The organism is Streptomyces sp. NPDC049837 (assembly GCF_040674455.1).
Lineage (GTDB): Bacteria > Actinomycetota > Actinomycetes > Streptomycetales > Streptomycetaceae > Streptomyces.
In genome coordinates, this window is the sequence record NZ_JBFAMP010000006.1 from 213,089 (window position 1) to 234,264 (window position 21,176).

The following is a 21,176-nucleotide window of genomic DNA, read 5'->3' on the forward strand; positions in this document are numbered from 1 at the left end:
ACCTCAAATGTCACACGGGCTTGAGGCCCGGGTCACCCGCCTCGGTGACGAACGAGGCGGCCGTGGTCACCGGCGCGCCGGGCGTCGTCACGGCGGAGACGGTCCGGTAGTCGGCCCGGGCCCGCTCGCCGGTCAGGGTGACCTTCAGATAGCCGCGCCGCCCGTTGTAGAACTTCAGGTGCGGGTTGGCCCGGGTGAGGTTGTCCCAGTTGGCGGGCCGGTCGGCGCCGTCCTTGCCGCTGGCGATGGACGTGGCGACGAGCTCGGTGCCGACGGTCCGCGAGGCCGGGTCGTCGAAGTCGGCCTTCAGGTCGAACGCGTAGCCGACGTGCACGTCGCCGGTCAGGACGACGAGGTTCTCGATCCCGGCCGCCGCCGCGCCGTCCAGGACGCGCCTCCGGGAGGCGGGGTAGCCGTCCCAGGCGTCCATGGAGAGCTTGAAGTCGGGGGTGGGGACGTTGCGCCGCTGGGCGAAGGTGACCTGCTGGGGGACGACGTTCCACACCGCGTCGGACTCCTGCCACCCGTCGAGCAGCCAGCGTTCCTGCTCGGCGCCGGTCATGGTGCGCGAGGGGTCCTCGGACTCGGGCCCGGGGGTCTGCCAGCCGTCGCCGTACGCCTGGTTGGAGCGGTACTGGCGGGTGTCGAGGATGTCGAACTGGGCGAGGCTCCCGAACCTCAGCCGCCGGTACAGCCGCATGTCGGGGCCGGCCGGCCGCTGGGGGGTGCGCAGCGGCTGGTTCTCCCAGTAGGCGCGGTACGCGGCGGCCCGGCGCAGCAGGAACTCCTCGGGCGGTACGTCGTTCTCGGGGATGCCGCCCGCGTAGTTGTTCTCGGTCTCGTGATCGTCCCAGGTGACGACGAAGGGGTGCGCGGCGTGCGCGGCCTTCAGGTCGGGGTCGGACTTGTAGAGGCCGTAGCGCAGCCGGTAGTCCTCCAGGGTGATGGTCTCGCGGTTGAAGTGGGCGGGGAGCCGGCGGTCGGTGTAGTTGCGGGCGCCGCCGGTGGCGTTGACGGCGTACTCGTACAGGTAGTCGCCGAGGTGGAAGACGGCGTCGAGGTCCTCGTCGGCGAGGTGGCGGTACGCGGTGAAGTAGCCGTCGTGGTACGCCTGGCAGGAGACGGCGGCCAGTTTCAGCTCGCCGGGGCGGGCGCCGGGGCGGGGCGCGGTGCGGGTGCGGCCGGCGGGGCTGATCCAGGTGCCGGCGCGGAAGCGGTAGTGGTAGACGCGGTCCGCGTCGAGGCCGGACACCTCGGCGTGGACGCTGTGGTCGAGCTCGGGGTGGGCGGTGGCGTGCCCGCGTCTGACGATCCGGGTGAACCGGTCGTCGTGGGCGAGCTCCCAGCGGACCTGGACGCGGGCCCGGGGCATGCCGCCGCCGGGCTCGTAGGGGCGGGGCGCGAGGCGCGTCCACAGCAGGACGGAGCCGGGCAGGGGGTCGCCCGAGGCCACGCCGAGCGTGAACGGGTCCTCGGTGATCGTCCGGGCATCGGCCTCGGCGGCGTGGGCGCTGCCCGGGAGGTTCACCGAGAAGGCGAGCGCGGCGGCGGCCCCGGTGACGGTGAGGAAGCCGCGGCGGCCGAAGTGGCGGGCGGCGGCGCGGAGTTCGGGTGAGTGGTGAGCACTGGACCGGTCTGCGGGCGTCATGGGCCCCTCCCCTGATGGCGTGTGTCAGGGGCATCTCAGTAGCACTGATTGTCGGGTACACAACATCCACATGTCGGCCACATGAGTTCCGCGTGCCGGACTCTCCCGTACGCTGCGGCCCATGAGCGCTGTACGGAGGATCGCGGTGGTGACGGGGGCCGGCTCGGGCATCGGCCGGAGCGTGGCGCTGGCGCTGGCCGAGGACGGCTGGGACCTGGCACTGGCGGGCCGCCGGGCGGAGCCACTCCGGGAGACGGCGTCGCTCGCCGGCGCGGACGACGCCCTCTGCGTCCCGACCGACGTGACGTCGCCCGACGCGGTGACGGCCCTGTTCGCGGCCGTCCGGGACCGGTTCGGCCGCGTGGACCTGCTCTTCAACAACGCGGGCACCTTCGCCGGTGGCGGCACGCCGGTCGAGGACCTCGATCACGAGACGTGGCGCTCGGTCGTCGACGTCAACCTGACGGGCGCGTTCCTGTGCGCACAGGCCGCGTACCGCCAGATGAAGGAGCAGTCGCCACAGGGCGGCCGGATCATCAACAACGGCTCGATCTCGGCGCACGTGCCCCGGCCGCACTCGATCGCGTACACCGCGACCAAGCACGCCATGACCGGCCTGACGAAGTCGCTGTCCCTGGACGGCCGCCCCTACCGCATCGCGTGCGGCCAGATCGACATCGGCAACGCGGCGACGGACATGACCCGGCGCATGGAGACCGGCATCCTCCAGGCGAACGGCCAACTGGCGGTCGAGCCGGTCATGGACGCGGCGGACGTGGCCCGCACGGTGGCCCACATGGCGGCCCTGCCGCTGGAGGCCAACGTCCAGTTCGCGACGGTGATGGCCACGACGATGCCCTACATCGGCCGCGGCTGACCCCGCCGGGCGTCACCCCGGGCGCTACGCCTGGCCCGTCTCGAAACGGCTCACCTTCCCGCCCTCGACCATGAACCGCCACGCCGTCCGCATCTCGCCCCAGGTGTCGTTGCGGTAGTTGACGACAAGGGCGCGGCCGTCGGCCTCCTGCGACTCGATGTCCATGTGTCCGTTGGCGGAGAAGATCTCCCGCTCGGCCCACTGCCGGAGGTCCCGGTCGGAGCCGTCATCGGACATGGTGGCGTCGGGCGTGAGCGCTTCGTAGAACGCCTGCTGGTCGTGGGCGTTGACCGCCGTCACGAAGACACGTACGGCGGGGTCGGTGAGCCGGTTGGGGGCGATGGTCACGGGGTCTCCTCGGGTGAGCGGGTACGCGGGTGCCTCAGCCGTACACCCCCGTACCCCGCTCCCCGTGGACCTTGCGCCACCCGTGGCGCGTCAGTCCACCCCGGCGGACGGGTCCTGGGCCCGCCTAGGCCCCGCCCGGGCGCCGCTCGCACGCCGCCGCCACGTCCGCCAGGTCCCGCTCGACCGCCTTGGCGACGGCCCTGCGCCCGAGACCGCCGAGGAGCCTGGCGAGCAGGCCGCCGAGGCCGCCGGGCGGGCGGGCCGTGAAGGAGGTCCGTACCAGCGTCTCGCCCGGCGCGGTCTCGCGGACCGTGAACTCGGAGACGTAGTGCGTGCCCCGCGAATCGGCCTCCACCACATAGCGGGAAGGGGCCTGGCAGGCCGTCACGTACAGCTCCTCGGTGGCCTCCTTGCCGAACATCCGGCGCGTCTCCCGCCACCGCGTGCCCGCCTGGAAGGGGCCCTCGGTGAGCACCTCCACCCGGGTGACGCCGCTCAGCGTGCCGGGCATGCCGTGCAGGTCGGTGAGCGCCTCCCAGACGCGGTCGCGCGGGGCGGCGATGCGCCGTTCGACGGTGACGGCGGTGACCTGTGGTGTGTGGTCCATGTCGGGATTGTCACCGAACCGGCCCAGTACCCGCCCGGTGACGCGCGAACCCGGGCCGTACGGGCCGCCACCCGGGCGTTTCTCCCACCCCGCGAGTGACTTCGCCCACCGCACACGTGAGGAACAGTGGTGTTTTCGCGGCGGTCGGCTCTGCAATCCTCGCTAGTGATCCCGGGCGGAAACGGGCACCGAGCCCGAGCCCATGAGTGGAGACTCCCGTGGATATGCGTTACGAGGCCTACTGCCTCACAGACTCGCTCTTCTACGACACGCCCTTCCGTGTCCGGCCGGCGGACGGCGAGATTCCGGTCACTGACGGCGAGAGCGACGGCGCGGACAGCGTAGTCGGCGTAAACGACGGGGGCGGCGACTTCCGGCAGGCCCGGTGCCCGGTGCCCGACACGTGGACGCGGTCCGAGCTCGAAAACTGGGTGTTCTACCACCCCGACGGCGCCGATCTGCCCGCGCAGGGCTGGAAGATCCACGTCTCCGCGAGCCTCGACAACGCGCAGGAGATCCTCGACGCGGTGTGGGACTACTGCGTCCCCCGGCGGATCGCCTTCAAGTTCCTCCACGGCATGGACGCCCTGTTCAACGCCAACATCAAGTACGCGTGGCGGGGCGCGAGCGGCAAGTTCGTGACGATCTACCCGGTGGACGAGGCCGCCCTGGAGCGGGTGCTCACCGACCTGGACGGCGTCCTGCACGGCCGGCCGGGCCCGTACATCCTCAGCGACCTGCGCTGGGCGTCCGGACCGCTGTACGTCAGGTACGGGGGCTTCGCCCAGCGCTACTGCGTCTCGCCCACGACGGGCGAGACCGTGCTGGCGATCGAGGACGAGTCGGGACGGCTCGTACCGGACCTGCGGGCGCCGGTGTTCCAGGTGCCCGACTGGGTGACGCTGCCCGCCTTCCTGGAACCCCACGTCGCCGAGCGGGCCAGGACGACGGTCGCCGACCTGCCCTACCGGATCGAGAAAGCCCTGCACTTCTCCAACGGCGGCGGTCTCTACGCCGGTCAGGACACCCGCACCGGAGAGCGGGTCGTCCTCAAGGAGGCCCGGCCGTACGCGGGGCTCACGCTGGACGGTGCGGACGCGGTCACCAGGCTGCACCGCGAGCGGGAGGCCCTGGAGCGGCTTCGCGGCCTCGACGGCGTACCCGCGCTGCGCGATCACTTCGTCCTGGGCGACCACCACTTCCTGGTCGAGGAGTTCATCGACGGGCAGCCGCTCACCGACGTCTTCCGCGAGCGGTACCCGCTGTCGCCGTCGGACGGCGACGACACGGCGGCCGTCGCCTACACCTCGTGGGCCGTCGACCTCGTGGAACGGGTGGAGCGGGCCGTCGCCGCCGTGCACGAGCGGGGCCTGGTCCTCGGTGACGTCCACCCGTCCAACATCCTGGTCCGCCCCGACGGCCGGGTGGTGCTGATCGACTTCGAGGGCACGGCGGACGCGGCGGAGCAGCGCCCGCAGTCCCTCGCCGCCCCCGGGTTCATGGCGCCGGAGGACGTGACCGGGTTCGACATCGACCGCTACGCCCTGGCCTGCCTGCGCCTGCACATGTTCATGCCGCTGACCCCGCTGATCGCGCTGGACACGGCCAAGGCCGGGCAACTGGCGAGAGAGGCCCGCCGGACGTTCCCGGTACCCCCCGCCTTCCTGGAGGAGGCGGTGCGGGTCATCACCGGAGGCGGCAGTGGTACGGCGGCAGAGGCCGACGGCGGGGCGCGCCCGGAGGCAGACCACGACAGTTGGCTGCGCGCCCGGGAGTCCATGGCCGCCGCCGTCCTGGCCGCCGCCACACCGGACCGCGACGACCGGCTCTTCCCGGGCGACATCGAGCAGTTCAGGGCGCCGGGCGGGGGCCTGGGCGTCGCGTACGGCGCCGCCGGTGTGCTGTACGCGCTGGACGCGACCGGTGCCGGGCGCCACCCGGAGTACGAGGAGTGGCTCGTACGGCAGGCCCTCGGCCCGGAGCCGGGGACCCGCTTCGGCTTCTACGACGGCCTGCACGGTGTCGCGTACGTGCTCGACCACCTCGGTCACCGCGACGAGGCCCTGAAGGTCCTCGACCGGTGCATGGGCGACGACCAGTGGCGGGAGCTGGGCCTCGACCTGCATGGCGGCCTGGCGGGCATCGGCCTGAACCTCCAGCACTTCGCCGCCGTCACCGGCGACCCCGCGTTCCACGACGCCGCCATGACCGTCGCCGGGATCGTGGCCGGCCGGCTCGGCCCGGCCGACGGCGTACCGGAGACCAGCGGCGGCAAACACCCGTACGCCGGACTGATGCGCGGCTCCTCGGGACCGGCCCTGCTGTTCGTCCGGCTGTACGAGCACACCGGCGACCCGGCCTTCCTGGAGCCGGCCGCCACCGCGCTGGACCAGGACCTGCGCCGCTGCGTCGTCCGCAAGAACGGCGGGCTGCACGTCGACGAGGGCTGGCGGACCGTGCCGTACCTCGCCGAGGGGAGCGCGGGGATCGGCCTCGTCCTGGACGACTACCTCGTCCACCGCCGGGAGGACCGGTTCATGACTGCGGCCGCCGAGATCCGCAGGGCGGCGTCGGCGCAGTTCTCCGCCGAGTCGGGGCTCTTCCGCGGCACGGCCGGGATGATCCTCGGCCTCAGCCGCGCCCATCCGCCCGGCACGGCCGCCGAGCGGGACCCCGAGGTCGCCGGCCATGTGCGCCACCTCTCGCGGCAAGCCCTCACCCACCGGGGACACCTGGTCTTCCCCGGCGAGCAGCTCCTGCGGCTCTCGATGGACCTGGCCACCGGCAGCGCCGGCGTGCTGCTCGCCCTGGGCGCCGCCTTCCACGACGCCCCCGTACACCTGCCGTTCCTTCCGCCGGCCGCCGCCGGCGGGACGCGGCACACGGCCGAACCATCCGTCCCAGCGAAGAAGGGAGGTGACATCACATGACGCTCCTCGATCTGCAGGGCCTGGACATGCCGGACTCAGAACTCGGCAACGGTGGCTCCGGCTCCAACTCGTCGTTCATCTGCGTCCGCGTGAGGATCAAGCTCGGCAAGAAGAAACTCCTCAGGGTCAACGTCCTGTGAACAGAGGCGGGGGCGCTCGGAGCGTCCCCGCCGTACCCATCGGCCGAATCGGTCAGAGGTCGGTCAGGAGGACCACGTGGACCGACGCGCTGCGGACCGCCTGCTGCTGGCGGCGTTCCGGCGGAGTGGCCCCTGGGTGGGTGTCATGGTGATCACGTCACTGCTGATCAGCGGTGCCGGTGTCGTGCTGCCCGCCGTCATGGGGCAGACCCTCGACGCCGTGCTCGGCGGCCATGACGCGGCACGGTGGCTGTCCCTGACCGCCGGGTTGATCTTCGTCCTGGTGGTCTGTGAAACGCTGGACGACTTCGTGAGCGACGTGGCCGAGGCCCGCTCCACCGCGTGGCTGCGCCACACGCTGCTGAAACACGTCCTCGCGCTCGGCACCCGCGCCACCCGCCGGTTCGAGCCGGGCGACCTGGTCACCCGCCTCGTGGGCAACGCCTCCGAGACCGGGCAGGTGGCGGCCGGCCTCATCTGGGTCGTCATGAACCTCGTGCCACCGGTCGGCGCCGTCGTCGCCCTGGCACTCATCGACCCCTGGCTGTGCCTCACCTTCGTCGTGGGACTGCCCGTCCTGGTGCCCTTGATACGCGCCTTCATCCGTGACATCTCCGACCTCAACGACCGTTACCTCACCACGCAGGGCAGGATCGCGGCACGGCTCACCGACGCCCTGACCGGAAGCCGGACGATCGCGGCGGCGCGGACGGTGGACCGCGAGACGCGCCGCGTGCTCGCCCCCTTGCCGGAGCTGCACCGGCACGGCATGGGGATGTGGCGCTCCATGGCCCGGATGTCGGCCCGGGAAACGCTCATCGTCCCCCTGCTGATGGTCGCCGTGCTCGCCGTGGCGGGCCTGGAACTGTCGCACGGCCGCATCACGCCCGGAGACGTGCTGGCGGCCAGTCAGTACGTGGTCATGGCCACCGGCCTGAGTTCGGTGGTGGGTACCCTGAACCAGCTCGTGCAGGCGCGTTCGGCGGCCGGGCGGCTCGCCGAGGTGCTCGCCGAACCGCCCGTGGAGTACGGCTCCGAGCGCCTCCCCGAGCCCCTGGACGGCGGCGGACGGCTGGAGTTCCGCGGCGTCACCGTGCGCGTGGGCGGCGACACCGTCCTCCAGGACCTCGACCTGACCCTGCCAGGAGGCTCCCTGGTCGCCGTCGTGGGGCGCTCCGGGGCGGGAAAGTCGCTGCTGGCCGCGCTGGCCGGCCGGCTCGTCGACCCGGACGAGGGCGACGTACTGCTGGACGGCGTGCCGCTGCGCCGGGTGGACCGCACCGAGCTGCGGCGGGCGGTGGGGTACGGGTTCGAGCGGCCCGCGCTGCTCGGGGAGACCTTCGCCGACGCGATCGGCTTCGGGCCGCGCACCCCGTCCAGGGACGAACTGGTGGACCATGCCACGGCGGCCCGGGCGGACGCGTTCATCCGGCACATGCCCGACGGCTACGGCACCCGGCTCGCCGACGCCCCCATGTCGGGCGGCGAGGTGCAACGCGTGGGGCTCGCCCGGGCGTTCACGCAAGCCGAGCGGGTGCTTGTGCTCGACGACGTCGCCGCCAGCCTCGACACCGTGACGGAACACCACATCAGCCAGGTGCTCACCGGCGCCCTGGCCGACCGCACCCGGCTCATCGTCACGCACCGGGCCTCCACCGCCGCCCGGGCGGACCTCGTCGTGTGGCTCGCCGACGGTGGCGTCCGCGCGCGGGGGCGGCACCGGGACCTGTGGGCGGAGCCCGGTTACCGCGCCGCGTTCCGGCCGGACCCCGCCCCGGGGAAGGAACCGGGTTCCGCCCCGCCGAAGGAGCCGCTGAACGCGGTGGCGGGAGGCGCGCGGTGAACGGGCGGCCCGGCGCGATCCTCCGCTCCGCACTGCGCCGGCGGAGCCGGGAGCACCTGCGGCTCACGGGCTGGTCCCTGGTGCAGGCGGTGCCGGGCTTCCTGTCCGGCCTCGCCGTCGCCCGCGCCGTCGACCAGGGCTTCCTCGCCGGGCGGCCCGCCGTCGGCTTCACCTGGCTGGGCGTGCTGGCGGTCGTCTTCGTCGTCGGGGCGTGGGCGACCCGGCACGCCGTCCTGGGACTGGCCGCGCTGGTCGAGCCGTTCCGGGACGAGATGGTCACCCTCGTGACCACCGGCACGCTGCACCGCTCCACCGAGCTGGGGCGGCCCGCCGACACGGCCGGGGTGGCGCGCCTGACCGAGCACGTGGAGATCGCCCGGGAGGCGTACGGCGCGGTCGTCATGTTCGTCCAGGGCTTCGCCATCACGGTGGTGACCGTGACGCTGGGGCTGGCCACCCTGGACCCCGCCTTCCTCGTCCTGGTCCTGCCACCGCTGCTCCTCGGGCTCGGGCTGTTCCTCGCGGCCCTGCGGGCGATGGCGGCCAGGCAGCGGGCGGTCATCCTGGCCAACGAGGGCATTTCCGAGACCGCGAGCGCGGTGACCGGCGGGCTGCGGGACGTGGTCGCGTGCGGTGCCGAGGAGCGCGTCCGCGCCCGGACCGGCGCCGAGGTGGACGCCGCCGCGCGGGCCACCCGGGCCCTGGCGCGGCTCACCGCACTGCGCACGGCCGCCCTGGGGATCGGCGGCCGGGTGCCGCTCGTCCTCATCCTGGCCGGGGCGCCCTGGCTGGTGCGCAACGGCGTGACGGCGGGCGCGGTCCTGGGAGCGCTCACCTATGTGTCGCAGAGCCTGAATCCGGCGCTTCAGAACTTCATCGAGGAACTCGGCAGCAGCGGGCTGTGGCTGCTGGTCACCACGGGCCGGATCGCGGAGGTGGCGCCCGAACCGTCCGCAGCCGCCGAGGCGCGCCCCGGGCCGTCCCCGCGCCCCCGCGACTCGCGCGTCGAACTGCGCGCCGTCACCTTCGGCTACGCCCGCTCCGCCGCCCCGGTCGTCCAGGACCTCGACCTCGTCCTGTCCCCCGGCGAACACCTCGCCGTGGTCGGCCCGAGCGGCGCGGGGAAGTCGACCCTCGCCGCGCTGACCGCCGGGGTCCTCGCACCGCAGGCCGGCGAGGTGCGCCTGGGTGGTGCACCGGTGGCGGCCCTGGACGGCGACGACCTGGCCCGGCACCGGGTGCTGATCCCGCAGGAGGCGTACGTCTTCGCCGGCACGCTCCGCGAGAACCTCACCTACCTCGCGCCCGGTGCCGCCCCTGCCGAGGTGGAGGCGGCGGTCCGCGCGGTCGGCGCGGCACCGCTCGTGGAGCGCCTGGGCGGCTACGACGTGCCGCTGGACCCGAAGCGGCTGTCGGCCGGCGAGCGCCAGCTCATCGCCCTGGCGCGGGCCCTTCTCCCCGTACCGCGCCTGACGCTGCTGGACGAGGCCACCTGCCACCTCGACCCGGCCGCCGAGGCGGTCGCCGAGAGGGCCTTCGCCCGTGCCCCCGGCACCCTGGTCGTCGTCGCCCACCGCATCAGTTCGGCGCTGCGGGCCGGCCGGGTCCTGGTCATGGACGGTACGCGGGTCCGCGTCGGCACCCATGAGGAGCTGATGGCCGGCTCCGCGCTCTACCGCGACCTCGTCGGCCACTGGGACGCGGCGGACCCCTCGCCCGCCACGGCTCCGGCCACGTCCCCGGTCACACCCAGCCGGACTCCCGCGCTATCCGGATCGCGTCGATCCGGTTCCGCGCCCCGGCTTTCTTCGTGATCGCCGCCAGGTGGTTGCGGACCGTGGCCACGGACAGCGACAGCCTCGCGGCGATCTCCGCCGTGGGCGTGCCGTCCGCGGTCAGGCGCAGGACCTCCACCTCCCGAGGGGTCAGCGGATTGTCACCCGCCTCCAGCGCGGCCAGCGCGAACTCCGGGTCGATGAACCGCTGTCCCCGTACCAGCTTGCGCACCCCATGGACCAGGCGGTCGGCGGGGGCGTTCATGCTGATGACCCCGGCGGCGTGCACATCGAGCATGCGGCGGAGGTGGTCGGGAGTCGGCGAGGCCATCATCAGCAGCATCCGGCAGTCCGGCAGTCGGGCCGGCAGCTCGCCGTTCGCGGCGAACTCCTCGCCTTCCTCGCAGTCGACGTCGATCACGGCCACATCGGGCCGGCACAGCAGCGCCCTCGCCAGGACGTCGCCGTCCCCCTCGGCCTCGGCGACGACGTCGATGTCCTCCTCGCGGGAGAGCAGAGCGGCGAGCGCCCCCCGCACCAGGCGGGTCTTCCCTACGAGAAGAACACGGATCAATGTGGCTCCCTGCGGCCCCGATGAGACCTGGCCCCGAACATCATTATCCCCGCCCATGCCGGGAATTTCAGTCGGAGCAGCTCAGGGTGGTGCGGCTGGAGCCAAGGGGGACGAGGTGGGGATGAGGCAGACGAGTCGGGCTGTACGCCGGGTTCTGTGCCCCGGGACCTCGCGGTCGTCGGGGTGACGGCCATCCATCTAGGACCGGTGTTGCCACCGGCCTCGTGCGGTCTACCCGCGGACTCGGGCGGGCAGCCCTGATGCGTCCGCGCAGGGGCACCGAGGCACCCCCTCTTGACCTTGCTCCGGGTGGGGTTTACCTAGCCGCCTGAGTCACCTCAGGCGCTGGTGGTCTCTTACACCACCGTTTCACCCTTACCGAGGACCGAGGTCCCCGGCGGTCTGTTTTCTGTGGCACTGTCCCGCGGGTCACCCCGGGTGGCCGTTAGCCACCACCCTGCCCTGTGGAGCCCGGACGTTCCTCGGGGAGCCCCGAAGGGTCTCCACGCGGCCGTCCGCCCGGCTCGTCTGCCGTGTCGACCATGGTACCGGTCGGCCGGCGCGCGCTTGACCCTGTCGCGACGTCAACGTTTCTACTGAGTGTCATGCGGATCGGAGAGATCGCCGGCCTCGTCGGCATCACATCGCGTGCGGTACGCCACTACCACCACCTCGGGCTGCTGCCCGAGCCCCGGCGGCTGGCCAACGGCTACCGGGACTACACGCTGCGCGACGCCGTGCTGCTCGCACGGATCAGGCGGCTGACCGAGCTGGGGCTGGGCCTGGACGAGGTGCGGGACGTGCTCGCCGATGACGCCGGGCGGGAGCTCGTCGACGTACTGGAGGAGCTGGACGCCGATCTGGCGCGGCAGCAGGAGGAGATCGGGGCGCGGCGGGAGCGGCTGGGGGTGCTGCTGGAGCAGGCCAGGGCGGGGCGGCTGCCCGCCGAGGGGCCGGTGTCGCCGGGGCTGGCGGAGCTGTTCGGGGACATGGCGAGGGCGTCGGCGGAGCTGCCGGGGCCCGAGCCGGCGATGGCCGCCCGGGACCGGGAGATGCTCGCCCTGCTGGACACGGTGATGCCGGAGGAGGAGGGCGCCCGGCTGCTGGGCGCGATGCGGCGGATGACCGAGGAGCCGGGCGCGATGGAGCGGGCGTACGAGGTGTACGCGCTGCTCGACGCGCTCGCGGACGCGGCGGCCGACGACGTACGGGTGGAGGAGGCCGCGCGGGCGCTGGCGGCGCTGCTGCCGGACGAGGTGGTGCCGGACGACCTGGGGGATCTGGAGAACGGGTCGTTCCCCGGGGCGTTCTTCGCGGACTTCTCGGCCGCGCAGGCCGAGGCCGTCCGGCGGGCGCTGCGGATCGCCGGGGAGCGTGCGCGGTGAGACGGGTCCTGCGAGGGGTCGCGTACGCGGTGCTGCCCGCCGAGGTGGTGCTGGCGGTCCTCCTGGTGGCGGGGGTGCGGATACCGGGCGCGGCGCTCGTGGCGGCGGAGCTGGCGGCCTTGGCGCTGCTGGGGGCTGAGGTCCTGGTCTTCGTGCGGCTTCGGCGGCGCGGGCTGTCCCGGCGGGAGGCGGTGTACGAGCTGGTGCCGGAGCCGGTGGTGCGGCTGATCGGGCACGAGCTGCGGCTGATGGTGAGCCTGGTGCGGTGGGTGGCGCGGCGGCCGCACGGGACGGGCCCGGGGCTGCGGGCGTTCGGGCACGCGCGGGACCAGGCGGCGTACATGTACGGGTTCGCCTTCGTGTGCGTGGTGGAGACGGCCGGCATGTCGTACCTGCTGGCGTCCCGGCCGGTCGTCCACGCGGTGGTCCTGGTGCTGGACGTGTACACCGTGCTGTTCGTGGTGGGGCTGCACGCCGCGTCCGTGACCCGCCCGCACGTGCTGGGCGGGGGTGTGCTGCGGGTGCGGCAGGGCGGGCATGTCGATGTGTCGATACCGCTGGAGCGGATCGCCGCCGTGCGCCACGAGCTGCTGTTCTCGCACGAGAAGGAGGACGGGGTGCTCAATCTGGCGGTGGCCTCGCAGACGTCCGTCACCATCGAGCTCGCCGAGCCGGTCACGGCCGTGCGGCTGCTGGGCAAGCGGCACGACGTGCGTACGGTGCGGTGCCACGCCGATGACGCGCGGGCCCTGGTGGCCGCGCTCGGGCGGGCGCTCACGCCGGGGCGAACAGCACCTTCGCCCGCCCCGGATCGGCTTGCGTGAGCCGTACGCGCAGCCGTTGCCCCAGCGGGAGCGCCTCGTTGCCGCTCTCCACGCGACCCACCACCGCCGGGGCCTCCAGGTGGACGGTGCCGACCGCCGGGTCCCGGTCGTGGACGTCGATGACGTACGCGTCGAAGACCTCGCCGACCCGGCCCTTGAGCAGGGCGGCCTCCACGATGTCGACGCACTCCCGCTCGACGGTGCCCGCTCGGCGTGAGCCCTCCGCCATCCGCTGCGGGAGGCCGGGCAGGGCGGCCCGTACCCACTCCGGGGCGTCCTGCCCCGCCACGGCGGCCACGCACAGCTCGCCGGCGTACCGGTCGACGAGGCGGCGCAGCGGGGCGGTGCAGTGCGTGTACTCGTCGGCGACGGCGGCGTGGACGGCCGGTACCGGCGCCTTGCCGTCGGTGAAGACGGTGTAGCCGGCGCCGCGCAGGAGGGTGGTGCAGTCCTGGAGGAAGGCGGCGTGGCGGGTGTCGCGCGGGTCGAGGGAGCGGACGAGGGCGGCGTACGAGACGTGGTGCGGCCAGTCGATGCCGAGGGCCTTCGCGGAGTGCCGGAGCCGGGCGACGGCTCCCGAGGGCGCGGTGGGGAGGGTGCGGAGGATGCCGGTGCCGGCGGCGGTCATCAGGTCGGCGGCGGCCATGCCGGTCAGCAGGGAGATCTGGGCGTTCCAGGCGTCGGCGGGGCGCGGGGCGCGGTACTCCAGGAAGTAGGCGTCGTCGCGTTCGACGATCTCCTGCTCGGGGACGTTGAGGGAGATCCCGCCGCGCTCGATCTCCAGTCGTTCGCGCAGCGTGCCGATCTCGCGGAGGAGGGCGAGCGGCTCCTCGGCGGTGCCCGCGTCGAGCTGCTGCTGGACGCCCGCGTAGTCGAGCCGGGCGCGGCTGCGGACGAGGGCGCGGTGGACGTCGGTGGCGACGCGGCGGCCGTCCGCGTCGAGGTCGATGCGCCACAGGAGGGCCGGAGCGGTCCGGCCGGGGAGGAGACTGCCGGCGCCCTCCGAGATGACGGCGGGGTGGAGGGGGATGCGGCCGTCGGGGAAGTAGAGCGTCTGGACGCGGCGGTGGGCCTCGGTGTCGACCGCGCCGCCGGGGGTGACGAAGGCGGCGACGTCGGCGATGGCGTAGTGGACGCGGTAGCCGCCGTCGGCGCGGCGCGCGAGGTACATGGCCTGGTCGAGGTCGGTGGAGCCGGGCGGGTCGATGGTGAAGAAGGGGATGTCGGTCGCGTCCCGCCCCGGCAGGCGCGGGGACTTGGCGGCCGCCTCGGCCTCGGCGAGGACCGCGGGCGGGAAGGCGTCGGGGACGTCGAGCTGGGTACGCAGCGCGCGCAGGGCCGCCCGCAGGGGCGCCTCGGCCGCGCCGGTCACTCGCATCTGGCGGCGGGGCATGGGTCGAGCGTATGGCGCGGGGCACGGTGCGGCACTTTGTACGCTGGCGCGGGGCCGCACCCCCGTTCCGTACGTACCGAAGGAGAACCACCGTGCTCGTGCTGTTGCCGCCCTCGGAAGGAAAGGCCGCATCGGGGAGCGGCGCGCCGCTGGAGCCGGGGTCCCTGTCGCTGCCGGGGCTCGCGGCCGCGCGGGCGGCCGTGCTGGAGGAGCTGGTGGAGCTGTGCGCCGCCGACGAGGACAAGGCGCGTGAGGTTCTCGGGCTGAGCGAGGGGCTGCGCGGCGAGGTCGCGAAGAACGCCGGGCTGCGGACGGCGGGTGCCCGGCCGGCCGGGGAGATCTACACGGGCGTGCTGTACGACGCGCTGGGGCTGGCGACGCTGGACGCGGCGGCGCGGGAGCGGGCGCGGGAGTCGCTGCTGGTCTTCTCGGGGCTGTGGGGCGCGGTACGGGTGGACGACCGGATCCCGTCGTACCGCTGCTCGATGGGCGTGAAACTGCCGGGGCTGGGGGCGCTCGGGGCGTACTGGCGTACGCCGATGGCGGCCGTGCTGCCTGAGGCGGCCGGGGACGGGCTGGTGCTGGACCTGCGGTCGGCGGCGTACGCGACGGCGTGGAAGCCGAAGGGCGAGGTCGCGGCGCGGACGGCGACGGTGCGGGTGCTGCACGCGCCGACACGGAAGGTGGTCAGCCACTTCAACAAGGCGACGAAGGGCCGGATCGTGCGGAGCCTGCTGGAGGCGGGCGCGGCGCCGGGGTCGCCGGCCGAGCTGGTGGAGGCGCTGCGGGACCTGGGGTACGTGGTGGAGACGCCGGCGGCGGGGAAGTTGGACGTACTGGTGGACGAGATCCACTGATTGCACAGACTGCAACGTCCGTTGCGGGATGTGGTGCTGCCCGGCAGGATGGGGCCCATGACTGCCGCCCCGTCCGTGCTGGACCATGCCCCCGTCGTGCCGGTCGTCGTCATCGAGGACGCCGCCGACGCCGTGCCGCTGGCCCGCGCGCTGGTCGCGGGCGGGCTGCCGGCGATCGAGGTGACGCTGCGGACACCGGCCGCGCTCGACGCCGTCCGGGCGATCGCCGCCGAGGTGCCGGACGCCGTGGTCGGCGCGGGCACGGTCGTCTCGGCGCGGGGCGTGGCCGACGCGGTCGGCGCGGGGGCGCGGTTCCTGGTCAGCCCCGGCTGGACGGGCGGGCTGCTGGACGCGATGGAGGCGTCGGGCGTGCCGTTCCTGCCGGGCGTCTCGACGGCCTCGGAGGTCGTGGCGCTGCTGGAGCGCGGGGTGAGCGAGATGAAGTTCTTCCCGGCGGAGGCGGCGGGCGGCACCGCGTACCTGAAGTCGCTGGCCGGCCCGCTGCCGCAGGCCCGCTTCTGCCCGACGGGCGGCATCTCGGCCGCGTCGGCGCCGTCGTACCTGGGCCTGCCCAATGTGGGCTGCGTCGGCGGTACGTGGATGCTGCCGAGCGACGCGCTCGCGGCGCGGGACTGGGCCCGGGTGGAGTCGCTGGCGCGGGAGGCGTCGACGCTGCGGGTGTGCCGGCGTCAGGTGAACGCGACGTCGACGTGGTCGGCGACCGGGCGGTAGCCGAGGCGCTGGTAGAGCGCGGTGCTGGTCGGGTTGGCCACGTCGGCGAACAGCAGCACCTGGCGGGCACCCGCGTCCCGGGCGGCGCGGCTGACGGTGGCGGTCACGGCCCCGGCGTAACCGCGACCGCGCAGCTCGGGTGGCGTGTAGACGGGCGATACGCGGACCTGCCCGGCGACGAGCGGCGAGTGGGCCGCCATCGAGACGGGCCGGCCGCCGTCCTCCCACAGGTGGAGGCCGCCCTGTTCGACGCGGCGGGCGACGTTCGCGGTGTGGTCGACGGCCGGGTCCTCGCCGATGGCGGCGGCGAAGGCGCTCATCCAGGCGGCGGCCGGCGGTACGTCGGCGGCGGTGGCCAGGCGGGAGGCGCCGGGCGGCGCCGGGTGCGGCGGCGTGAGGTCGCCGAGCCGGAACAGCCTGGTGCGCCGGACGACGCTCCACCCGTCCGTACGGTCGCCGGTCCGCGCGGCGGCGAACGCCAGGGCGGGGCCGTCGCCGCCCCGCACGCCGTGGATGCCGTCCAGGATCCGGGCGAGCTGCCGGGCGGCCTCGTCCGGCATGGGCCCGAGCAGCGGGTGGTGGGGCGGGGTCCGTACGAACCCCGCCTCGACGGGCCCGCCGGGGGTACGGCGCCACCACCCGAACCAGGCGTCCTCGTCCCCGTACGCCCGGGGCCCGTACCGCCGCACCGTCTCGCCGACGGTGAGCAGCAGGGTGCAGCCGGCCGGGTCGGCGTCGAGGTACGGCCGCGCCTCGCGCCGGAACTCCTCGACGTCGCGGGTGACGTGCCAGCGGCCGCCTGCGCTCACCGCAGGTGGGACGTGTCGTTCAGGAGGCGCACCGAGGCGTTGCCGTCCTTGTAGTACGCCACCGCCGAGAGCGAGGCCGCCGAAAGCTCCATGCGGAACAGGGACTCCGGCGGGGCGCCCAGCGCCAGGCGGACCAGCGTCTTGATGGGCGTGACGTGCGTGACCAGCAGGACCGTGCGGCCCGCATGACGGGCGGTCAGTTGGTCGCGGGTCGCCCCGACCCGGCGAGCGACGGCCGCGAAGGACTCACCGCCCGTGGGGGCGGCCTTCGGGGAGGCGAGCCAGGCGTCCAGGTCGTCCGGGTACCGCTCCCGTACCTCCGCGAACGTCAGGCCCTCCCACGCGCCGAAGTCCGTCTCCCGCAGCCCGTCCTCGATCCGGACGTCCAGGCCGAGCCGGGCGGCGATCGTCGCGGCGGTCTGACGGCACCGGGCCAGCGGCGACGAGACGATCTCCTGGATCGTGCCGCGCGCCGCGAGCACGGCCGCGACCGCGTCGGCCTGCCGCCGGCCGACCGGGGACAGGTCGGGGTCACTGCCGCCGCTGCCCGAGAAACGCTTCTCCGGAGTGAGCGCGGTCTCGCCGTGCCGCAGCAGCACGAACGTGGCCGGCGCCCCGAGGTCCGCCGTGGCCGCCCAGCCGACGGGCGGGGTGCCTGCGGCGGTCGCGGTACGGCTCGCGGCCGCGGCGGCGGGCGCGGAGGACGCGGTTGCGGAGGATGCGGGCGCGGTGTCCGGTGCTACGGCGAGCGGGTCCTGCCCGGCCGCCGGCTCGGCGCTGAGGGGCTCGGGCGCGGTGCCGGTGCCGGTGCCGGTGCCGGTGGAGGTGCCGGTCGCGCTGGGCGTCGCTCCCGCGAGCGCCGCGCGGGCCTTCGCCGCGCCCGCCGCCGCGTCGCCGACCACGCGCGCCGCACCCGCGTCGAGGGCGGCCGCCGACGTGGACGGCTGCCACTGCTTGCCGTGCCGGCCCGCGTCCATCGCCTCGTTGGCGAGCCGGTCCGCGTGCTTGTTCAGCTCGCGCGGGATCCACTCGTACGTCACCTGCGACGGCGGGAAGATCCGGGCCGCCTCCGCCGCCAGCGGCTTCATGTCCGGGTGCTTGATCTTCCAGCGCCCCGACATCTGCTCCACGACCAGCTTGGAGTCCATCCGGACCCTGATCGTCGCGTCCGGCGCCAGCTCGCGGGCGGCCTTCAGCCCCGCCACCAGGCCCTTGTACTCGGCGACGTTGTTCGTGGCGACGCCGATGTACTCGGCCGCCTCCACCAGCGGCTCCCCGGACACCGGGTCCAGGACCACCGCCCCGTACCCCGCCGGGCCCGGGTTGCCCCGGGAGCCGCCGTCGGCCTCGACGATCAGTTCCCGCACGGCCCGCACGGCGGCAGTCATTACAGGCCCGACTCCGCCGTGCGCACCAGGATGCGGCGGCAGTTCTCGCACCGCACGACCGTGTCGGGCGCCGCCGCCCGCACGTCGTTGATCTCGGTGATGTTCAGCTCGATGTGGCAGCCCTCGCAGCGGCGCTGGTACAGGCGCGCCGCGCCGACCCCGCCCTGCTGCTCGCGGATCTTCTCGTACAGCTTCATCAGGTCGGCGGGGACCGAACCGGCCACCAGCTCGCGCTCCTTGGTGACGGACGCGGCCTCGCTGTCCAGCTCCTGCGTCGCGGCGTCCCGGCGGGCGACGGCGTCGTCGACCTTGGCCTGGACGGAGGAGACCCGCTCGGTCAGCTCGGCGACGCGCTCCTGCGCGGACTCGCGGCGCTCCATGACCTCCAGGACGACGTCCTCCAGGTCACCCTGGCGCTTGGCCAGCGAGACGATCTCCTTCTGGAGGTTCTCCAAGTCCTTGGGGGACGTGATCGCCCCGGAGTCCAGCCGCTGCTGGTCGCGGACGGCGCGCTGGCGCACCTGGTCGACGTCCTGCTCGGCCTTGGTCTGCTCGCGGGCGCAGTCGCTCTCCTCGGTCTGCGCGGCCACGAGCAGGTCGCGGAGCTGGGTGAGGTCCTTGTTCAGCGACTCGATCTCGGCGTGCTCGGGCAGCGACTTGCGCTTGTGGGCGAGCTGGGACAGGCGTACGTCGAGGGACTGGACGTCGAGGAGTCGGATCTGGTCGGCGGGCGCGGCGTTCAGTTGGGGGCTCCAGAAGAAGAGTGGTGGGACCACGGGTCGGTGACCGTCCTAGAGACGTGGACGCGCAAGTCCCAGCCGTGGCGGTCGGAAATCTCGTCGAGCTGGGCGGCGGCCAGCTCGCACCAGGGCCACTCGGTGGCCCAGTGGGCGGCGTCGACCAGCCCCAGCGGTGAGTGTTGGGTGGCCTCGGAGGCCGGGTGGTGGCGCAGGTCGGCGGTGAGGAACGCGTCCACGCCCGCCGCGCGTACGGCGTCGAAGAGGCTGTCGCCGGAGCCGCCGCTGACGGCGACGGTACGGACGGTGGCGTCGGGGTCGCCCGCGACGCGGATGCCCTGCGCGGTGGCGGGCAGCCGCTTGGCGGCGCGGGCGGCGAACTCTCGCAGCGTCTCGGGCGGGTCGACCTCGCAGATCCGGCCGAGGCCGTTCTCGGGTACGAGGGGCCCGGTGACACGCAGGTCGAGCGCGCCGGCGAGGGCGTCGGAGACGCCGGGGTCGGCGGTGTCGGCGTTGGTGTGCGCGACGTGCAGCGCGATGTCGTTCTTGATCAGCGTGTGGACGACGCGGCCCTTGAAGTGGCCGGCCGCGACGGTCGTCGTACCGCGCAGATAGAGCGGGTGGTGGGTGACGATCAGGTCGGCGCCGAGCGCGATCGCCTCGTCGGCGATCTCCTGTACGGGGTCGACGGCGAACAGCACGCGCGTGACCTCGGCGTCGGGGTCGCCGCAGACGGTGCCGACGGCGTCCCACTGTTCGGCCCGCTCGGGCGGCCAGAGGGCGTCGAGCTCGGCGATGACTTCAGACAGACGGGGCACGGAGGAAAGGCTACCTGCCCGCGTTCCCAGCCTGCACCGACGCCGCCCGCCCTGGCTCCGGGGCTCGCCGCTTCCGTTGTGGGCAGTCGTTCCACTGGGGGTCCCTCCCCCGTTGTGGGCAGTCGTCCCGCAGGGCTCACCCCCTCCCCGTTGTGGGCAGTCGTTCCGCAGGGCGATGGGGGTTCCCCCTGCTCGAGCGAAGCCGAGAGCTTGGGGGAGGGTGGGCACAACGGACTGGGGCGGTGCCTGTTCCCGGTGCCCCGGGGCGGTGCGGCTCGGTGGGCCGTGCCACCCCCCGTGGGTGGGGGGCGGGGCCCCTCCGGGCTCACCTCCTCGAGGCCGGCGGCCTTGGCTCTCTCGTAAGGGAGCCCCGGCTTCGCCGCCAACCTCTGCGGGGGCGACCCTGCACGGCCCCGCCCCGGCCGTCGGCCGGGTGCGGGGCGGTGGGTGGTGGGGTTACTTGACGAGGTCCGCGCGGAGGTCGTCGAGCACCTCGTTCGCGGCGGTGACGCCGAGGCCGAGGTACCAGGTCTCGTCCGGGACGTCCTTGGCCTGGCCCGACTTGACGGCCTTCAGGTTCTTCCACAGCGGGTTGGCCTGGGTGGTGTCCCGCTTGGTCTTCTTCGGGTCGCCGTACACGCCCGTGAAGATCCAGTCCGCGTCGGCGGCGTCGATCTTCTCCGGGCCGACCTCCGTGGCGAGGTCGTTGATCTGCTGGTTCTTCGGGCGCGGCAGGCCGACGTCCTCGAGGATCGTGCCGATGAAGGAGGCCTTGGCGTAGAGGCGGATGCGGTCCGGGAGGTAGCGGACCATGGAGACGGTCGGCTTCTTCGGGCCGATGTCCGTGCCGAGCTTCTTCGCCTTCGTCTCGTACGCGGCGAGCTTCGCCTTCGCCTCGGCGGTCTTGTCCAGGGCCGCGGCGTTGAGGAGGTAGTTCTCCTTCCAGGTGAAGCCGGGGCGGATGGAGAAGACCGTCGGAGCGATCTGGGACAGCTCCTTGTACTTGTCGGCGGCGCGCAGTTGGCTGCCGATGATGAGGTCGGGCTCCAGGTTGAGGATCGCCTCGAGGTTGAGGTTGTTGATGGTGCCGACGCTCTTGGGGTTGCCGGCGTCCTTCGCGAGGTAGGACGGGATGCCGTCGTCGCCCTCGCTCGGCGCGTAGCCGACGGGCTTGATGCCGAGCGAGACGACGTTGTCGAGCTCGCCGACGTCGAGGACGACGACCCGCTTGGGCGCGGCCTTCAGTTCGGTCTTGCCCATGGCGTGGGTGATGGTGCGCGGGAACTGGCCGGCCTTGGCGTCCGTGCCCATCGCGGCGGTCTTCGCCGCGGCGTCGCCGAAGTCCTTGCCGCCCTGCGCGACGGACTTCTTGCCGCCGTCGTCGCCCTTCGCCTTGTCGGCGGAGCCGCCGTCACCGCCTCCGCAGGCCGCGAGGGAGAGCGCGGCGGCGAGGGCTACGACGGCCGCGGTACCACGGCGGCGTACGGACAC

19 protein-coding genes and 1 other RNA gene are annotated in these 21,176 nt (G+C 73.8%); 9 read left to right on the forward strand and 11 right to left on the reverse strand.

Annotation, left to right across the window (positions count from 1 at the left end; all coding sequences use genetic code 11):
- Positions 1 to 10 precede the first annotated feature (10 nt).
- On the reverse strand, positions 11 to 1,648 hold the full coding sequence (locus tag AB0J57_RS18655; protein ID WP_366129295.1) for an alkaline phosphatase D family protein: 1,638 nt from the start codon (positions 1,646 to 1,648) through the stop codon (positions 11 to 13).
- A gap of 121 nt (positions 1,649 to 1,769) precedes the next feature.
- Here AB0J57_RS18655 and AB0J57_RS18660 point away from each other — a divergent pair, with 121 nt between their 5' ends.
- A complete protein-coding gene (locus tag AB0J57_RS18660; RefSeq protein WP_366129296.1) occupies positions 1,770 to 2,525 on the forward strand; it encodes an SDR family oxidoreductase in 756 nt (251 codons plus the stop codon).
- Positions 2,526 to 2,549: 24 nt separating this feature from the next.
- On the opposite strand, the gene AB0J57_RS18665 is transcribed toward AB0J57_RS18660, so the two are convergent.
- Positions 2,550 to 2,873 (reverse strand): nuclear transport factor 2 family protein, encoded by a 324-nt coding sequence (locus tag AB0J57_RS18665; RefSeq protein ID WP_366129297.1) that lies wholly within the window; start codon positions 2,871 to 2,873, stop codon positions 2,550 to 2,552.
- Positions 2,874 to 2,997: 124 nt separating this feature from the next.
- Complete coding sequence (locus AB0J57_RS18670) at positions 2,998 to 3,480, reverse strand: SRPBCC family protein (protein WP_366129298.1); 483 nt, start codon at positions 3,478 to 3,480, stop codon at positions 2,998 to 3,000.
- A 224-nt stretch (positions 3,481 to 3,704) separates the two neighbouring features.
- Here AB0J57_RS18670 and lanKC point away from each other — a divergent pair, with 224 nt between their 5' ends.
- The 4 genes from lanKC (at position 3,705) to AB0J57_RS18690 (ending at position 10,207) form a co-directional block, all read left to right on the forward strand.
- A complete protein-coding gene (gene lanKC / locus AB0J57_RS18675; RefSeq protein ID WP_366129587.1) occupies positions 3,705 to 6,410 on the forward strand; it encodes a class III lanthionine synthetase LanKC in 2,706 nt (901 codons plus the stop codon).
- Positions 6,407 to 6,550, forward strand: a complete 144-nt coding sequence (locus AB0J57_RS18680; RefSeq protein ID WP_366129299.1) for a SapB/AmfS family lanthipeptide — start codon at positions 6,407 to 6,409, stop codon at positions 6,548 to 6,550. The genes lanKC and AB0J57_RS18680 overlap by 4 nt, the downstream gene beginning before the upstream one ends.
- Before the next feature lie 76 nt (positions 6,551 to 6,626).
- A complete protein-coding gene (locus AB0J57_RS18685; protein ID WP_366129300.1) occupies positions 6,627 to 8,393 on the forward strand; it encodes an ABC transporter ATP-binding protein in 1,767 nt (588 codons plus the stop codon).
- Positions 8,390 to 10,207 (forward strand): ABC transporter ATP-binding protein, encoded by a 1,818-nt coding sequence (locus AB0J57_RS18690; RefSeq protein WP_366129301.1) that lies wholly within the window; start codon positions 8,390 to 8,392, stop codon positions 10,205 to 10,207. Before AB0J57_RS18685 ends, AB0J57_RS18690 begins: the two co-directional genes overlap by 4 nt.
- Here the strand turns inward: AB0J57_RS18690 and AB0J57_RS18695 are convergent.
- Positions 10,137 to 10,742 carry a response regulator transcription factor gene (locus AB0J57_RS18695; protein ID WP_366129302.1) on the reverse strand — a complete coding sequence of 202 codons (606 nt, stop codon included), beginning with the start codon at positions 10,740 to 10,742 and terminating at the stop codon, positions 10,137 to 10,139. The genes AB0J57_RS18690 and AB0J57_RS18695 overlap by 71 nt on opposite strands.
- 127 nt (positions 10,743 to 10,869) lie before the next feature.
- Positions 10,870 to 11,269, reverse strand: an RNA gene (gene rnpB, locus AB0J57_RS18700) — RNase P RNA component class A.
- Positions 11,270 to 11,347: 78 nt separating this feature from the next.
- Between rnpB and AB0J57_RS18705 the strand changes: the two genes are divergently transcribed.
- Both AB0J57_RS18705 and AB0J57_RS18710 read left to right on the forward strand, forming a co-directional pair.
- On the forward strand, positions 11,348 to 12,127 hold the full coding sequence (locus tag AB0J57_RS18705; RefSeq protein ID WP_366129303.1) for a MerR family transcriptional regulator: 780 nt from the start codon (positions 11,348 to 11,350) through the stop codon (positions 12,125 to 12,127).
- A complete protein-coding gene (locus tag AB0J57_RS18710; protein WP_366129304.1) occupies positions 12,124 to 12,951 on the forward strand; it encodes a hypothetical protein in 828 nt (275 codons plus the stop codon). The genes AB0J57_RS18705 and AB0J57_RS18710 overlap by 4 nt, the downstream gene beginning before the upstream one ends.
- Here AB0J57_RS18710 and AB0J57_RS18715 read toward each other — a convergent pair.
- Positions 12,902 to 14,344 (reverse strand): RNB domain-containing ribonuclease, encoded by a 1,443-nt coding sequence (locus AB0J57_RS18715; protein ID WP_366129305.1) that lies wholly within the window; start codon positions 14,342 to 14,344, stop codon positions 12,902 to 12,904. The genes AB0J57_RS18710 and AB0J57_RS18715 overlap by 50 nt on opposite strands.
- Before the next feature lie 92 nt (positions 14,345 to 14,436).
- On the opposite strand from AB0J57_RS18715, the gene yaaA reads away from it, so the two are divergent.
- On the forward strand, positions 14,437 to 15,201 hold the full coding sequence (yaaA, locus tag AB0J57_RS18720; protein ID WP_366129307.1) for a peroxide stress protein YaaA: 765 nt from the start codon (positions 14,437 to 14,439) through the stop codon (positions 15,199 to 15,201).
- Positions 15,202 to 15,258: 57 nt separating this feature from the next.
- Entirely contained in the window at positions 15,259 to 15,933 is a 675-nt protein-coding gene (gene eda, locus AB0J57_RS18725; protein ID WP_366129308.1) for a bifunctional 4-hydroxy-2-oxoglutarate aldolase/2-dehydro-3-deoxy-phosphogluconate aldolase, read from the forward strand.
- On the opposite strand, the gene AB0J57_RS18730 is transcribed toward eda, so the two are convergent.
- From AB0J57_RS18730 to AB0J57_RS18750, 5 genes are all read right to left on the reverse strand, one after another.
- Positions 15,891 to 16,742, reverse strand: coding sequence for a GNAT family N-acetyltransferase (locus AB0J57_RS18730; protein ID WP_366129309.1), 852 nt, complete (start codon positions 16,740 to 16,742; stop codon positions 15,891 to 15,893). The genes eda and AB0J57_RS18730 overlap by 43 nt on opposite strands.
- Positions 16,739 to 18,109 carry a bifunctional RNase H/acid phosphatase gene (locus tag AB0J57_RS18735; protein WP_366129588.1) on the reverse strand — a complete coding sequence of 457 codons (1,371 nt, stop codon included), beginning with the start codon at positions 18,107 to 18,109 and terminating at the stop codon, positions 16,739 to 16,741. Before AB0J57_RS18735 ends, AB0J57_RS18730 begins: the two co-directional genes overlap by 4 nt.
- 20 nt (positions 18,110 to 18,129) lie before the next feature.
- On the reverse strand, positions 18,130 to 18,873 hold the full coding sequence (locus AB0J57_RS18740) for a C4-type zinc ribbon domain-containing protein (RefSeq protein ID WP_366129589.1): 744 nt from the start codon (positions 18,871 to 18,873) through the stop codon (positions 18,130 to 18,132).
- Positions 18,870 to 19,685 carry a Nif3-like dinuclear metal center hexameric protein gene (locus AB0J57_RS18745; RefSeq protein WP_366129310.1) on the reverse strand — a complete coding sequence of 272 codons (816 nt, stop codon included), beginning with the start codon at positions 19,683 to 19,685 and terminating at the stop codon, positions 18,870 to 18,872. Before AB0J57_RS18745 ends, AB0J57_RS18740 begins: the two co-directional genes overlap by 4 nt.
- Before the next feature lie 456 nt (positions 19,686 to 20,141).
- Positions 20,142 to 21,176 (reverse strand): iron-siderophore ABC transporter substrate-binding protein, encoded by a 1,035-nt coding sequence (locus AB0J57_RS18750; RefSeq protein ID WP_366129590.1) that lies wholly within the window; start codon positions 21,174 to 21,176, stop codon positions 20,142 to 20,144.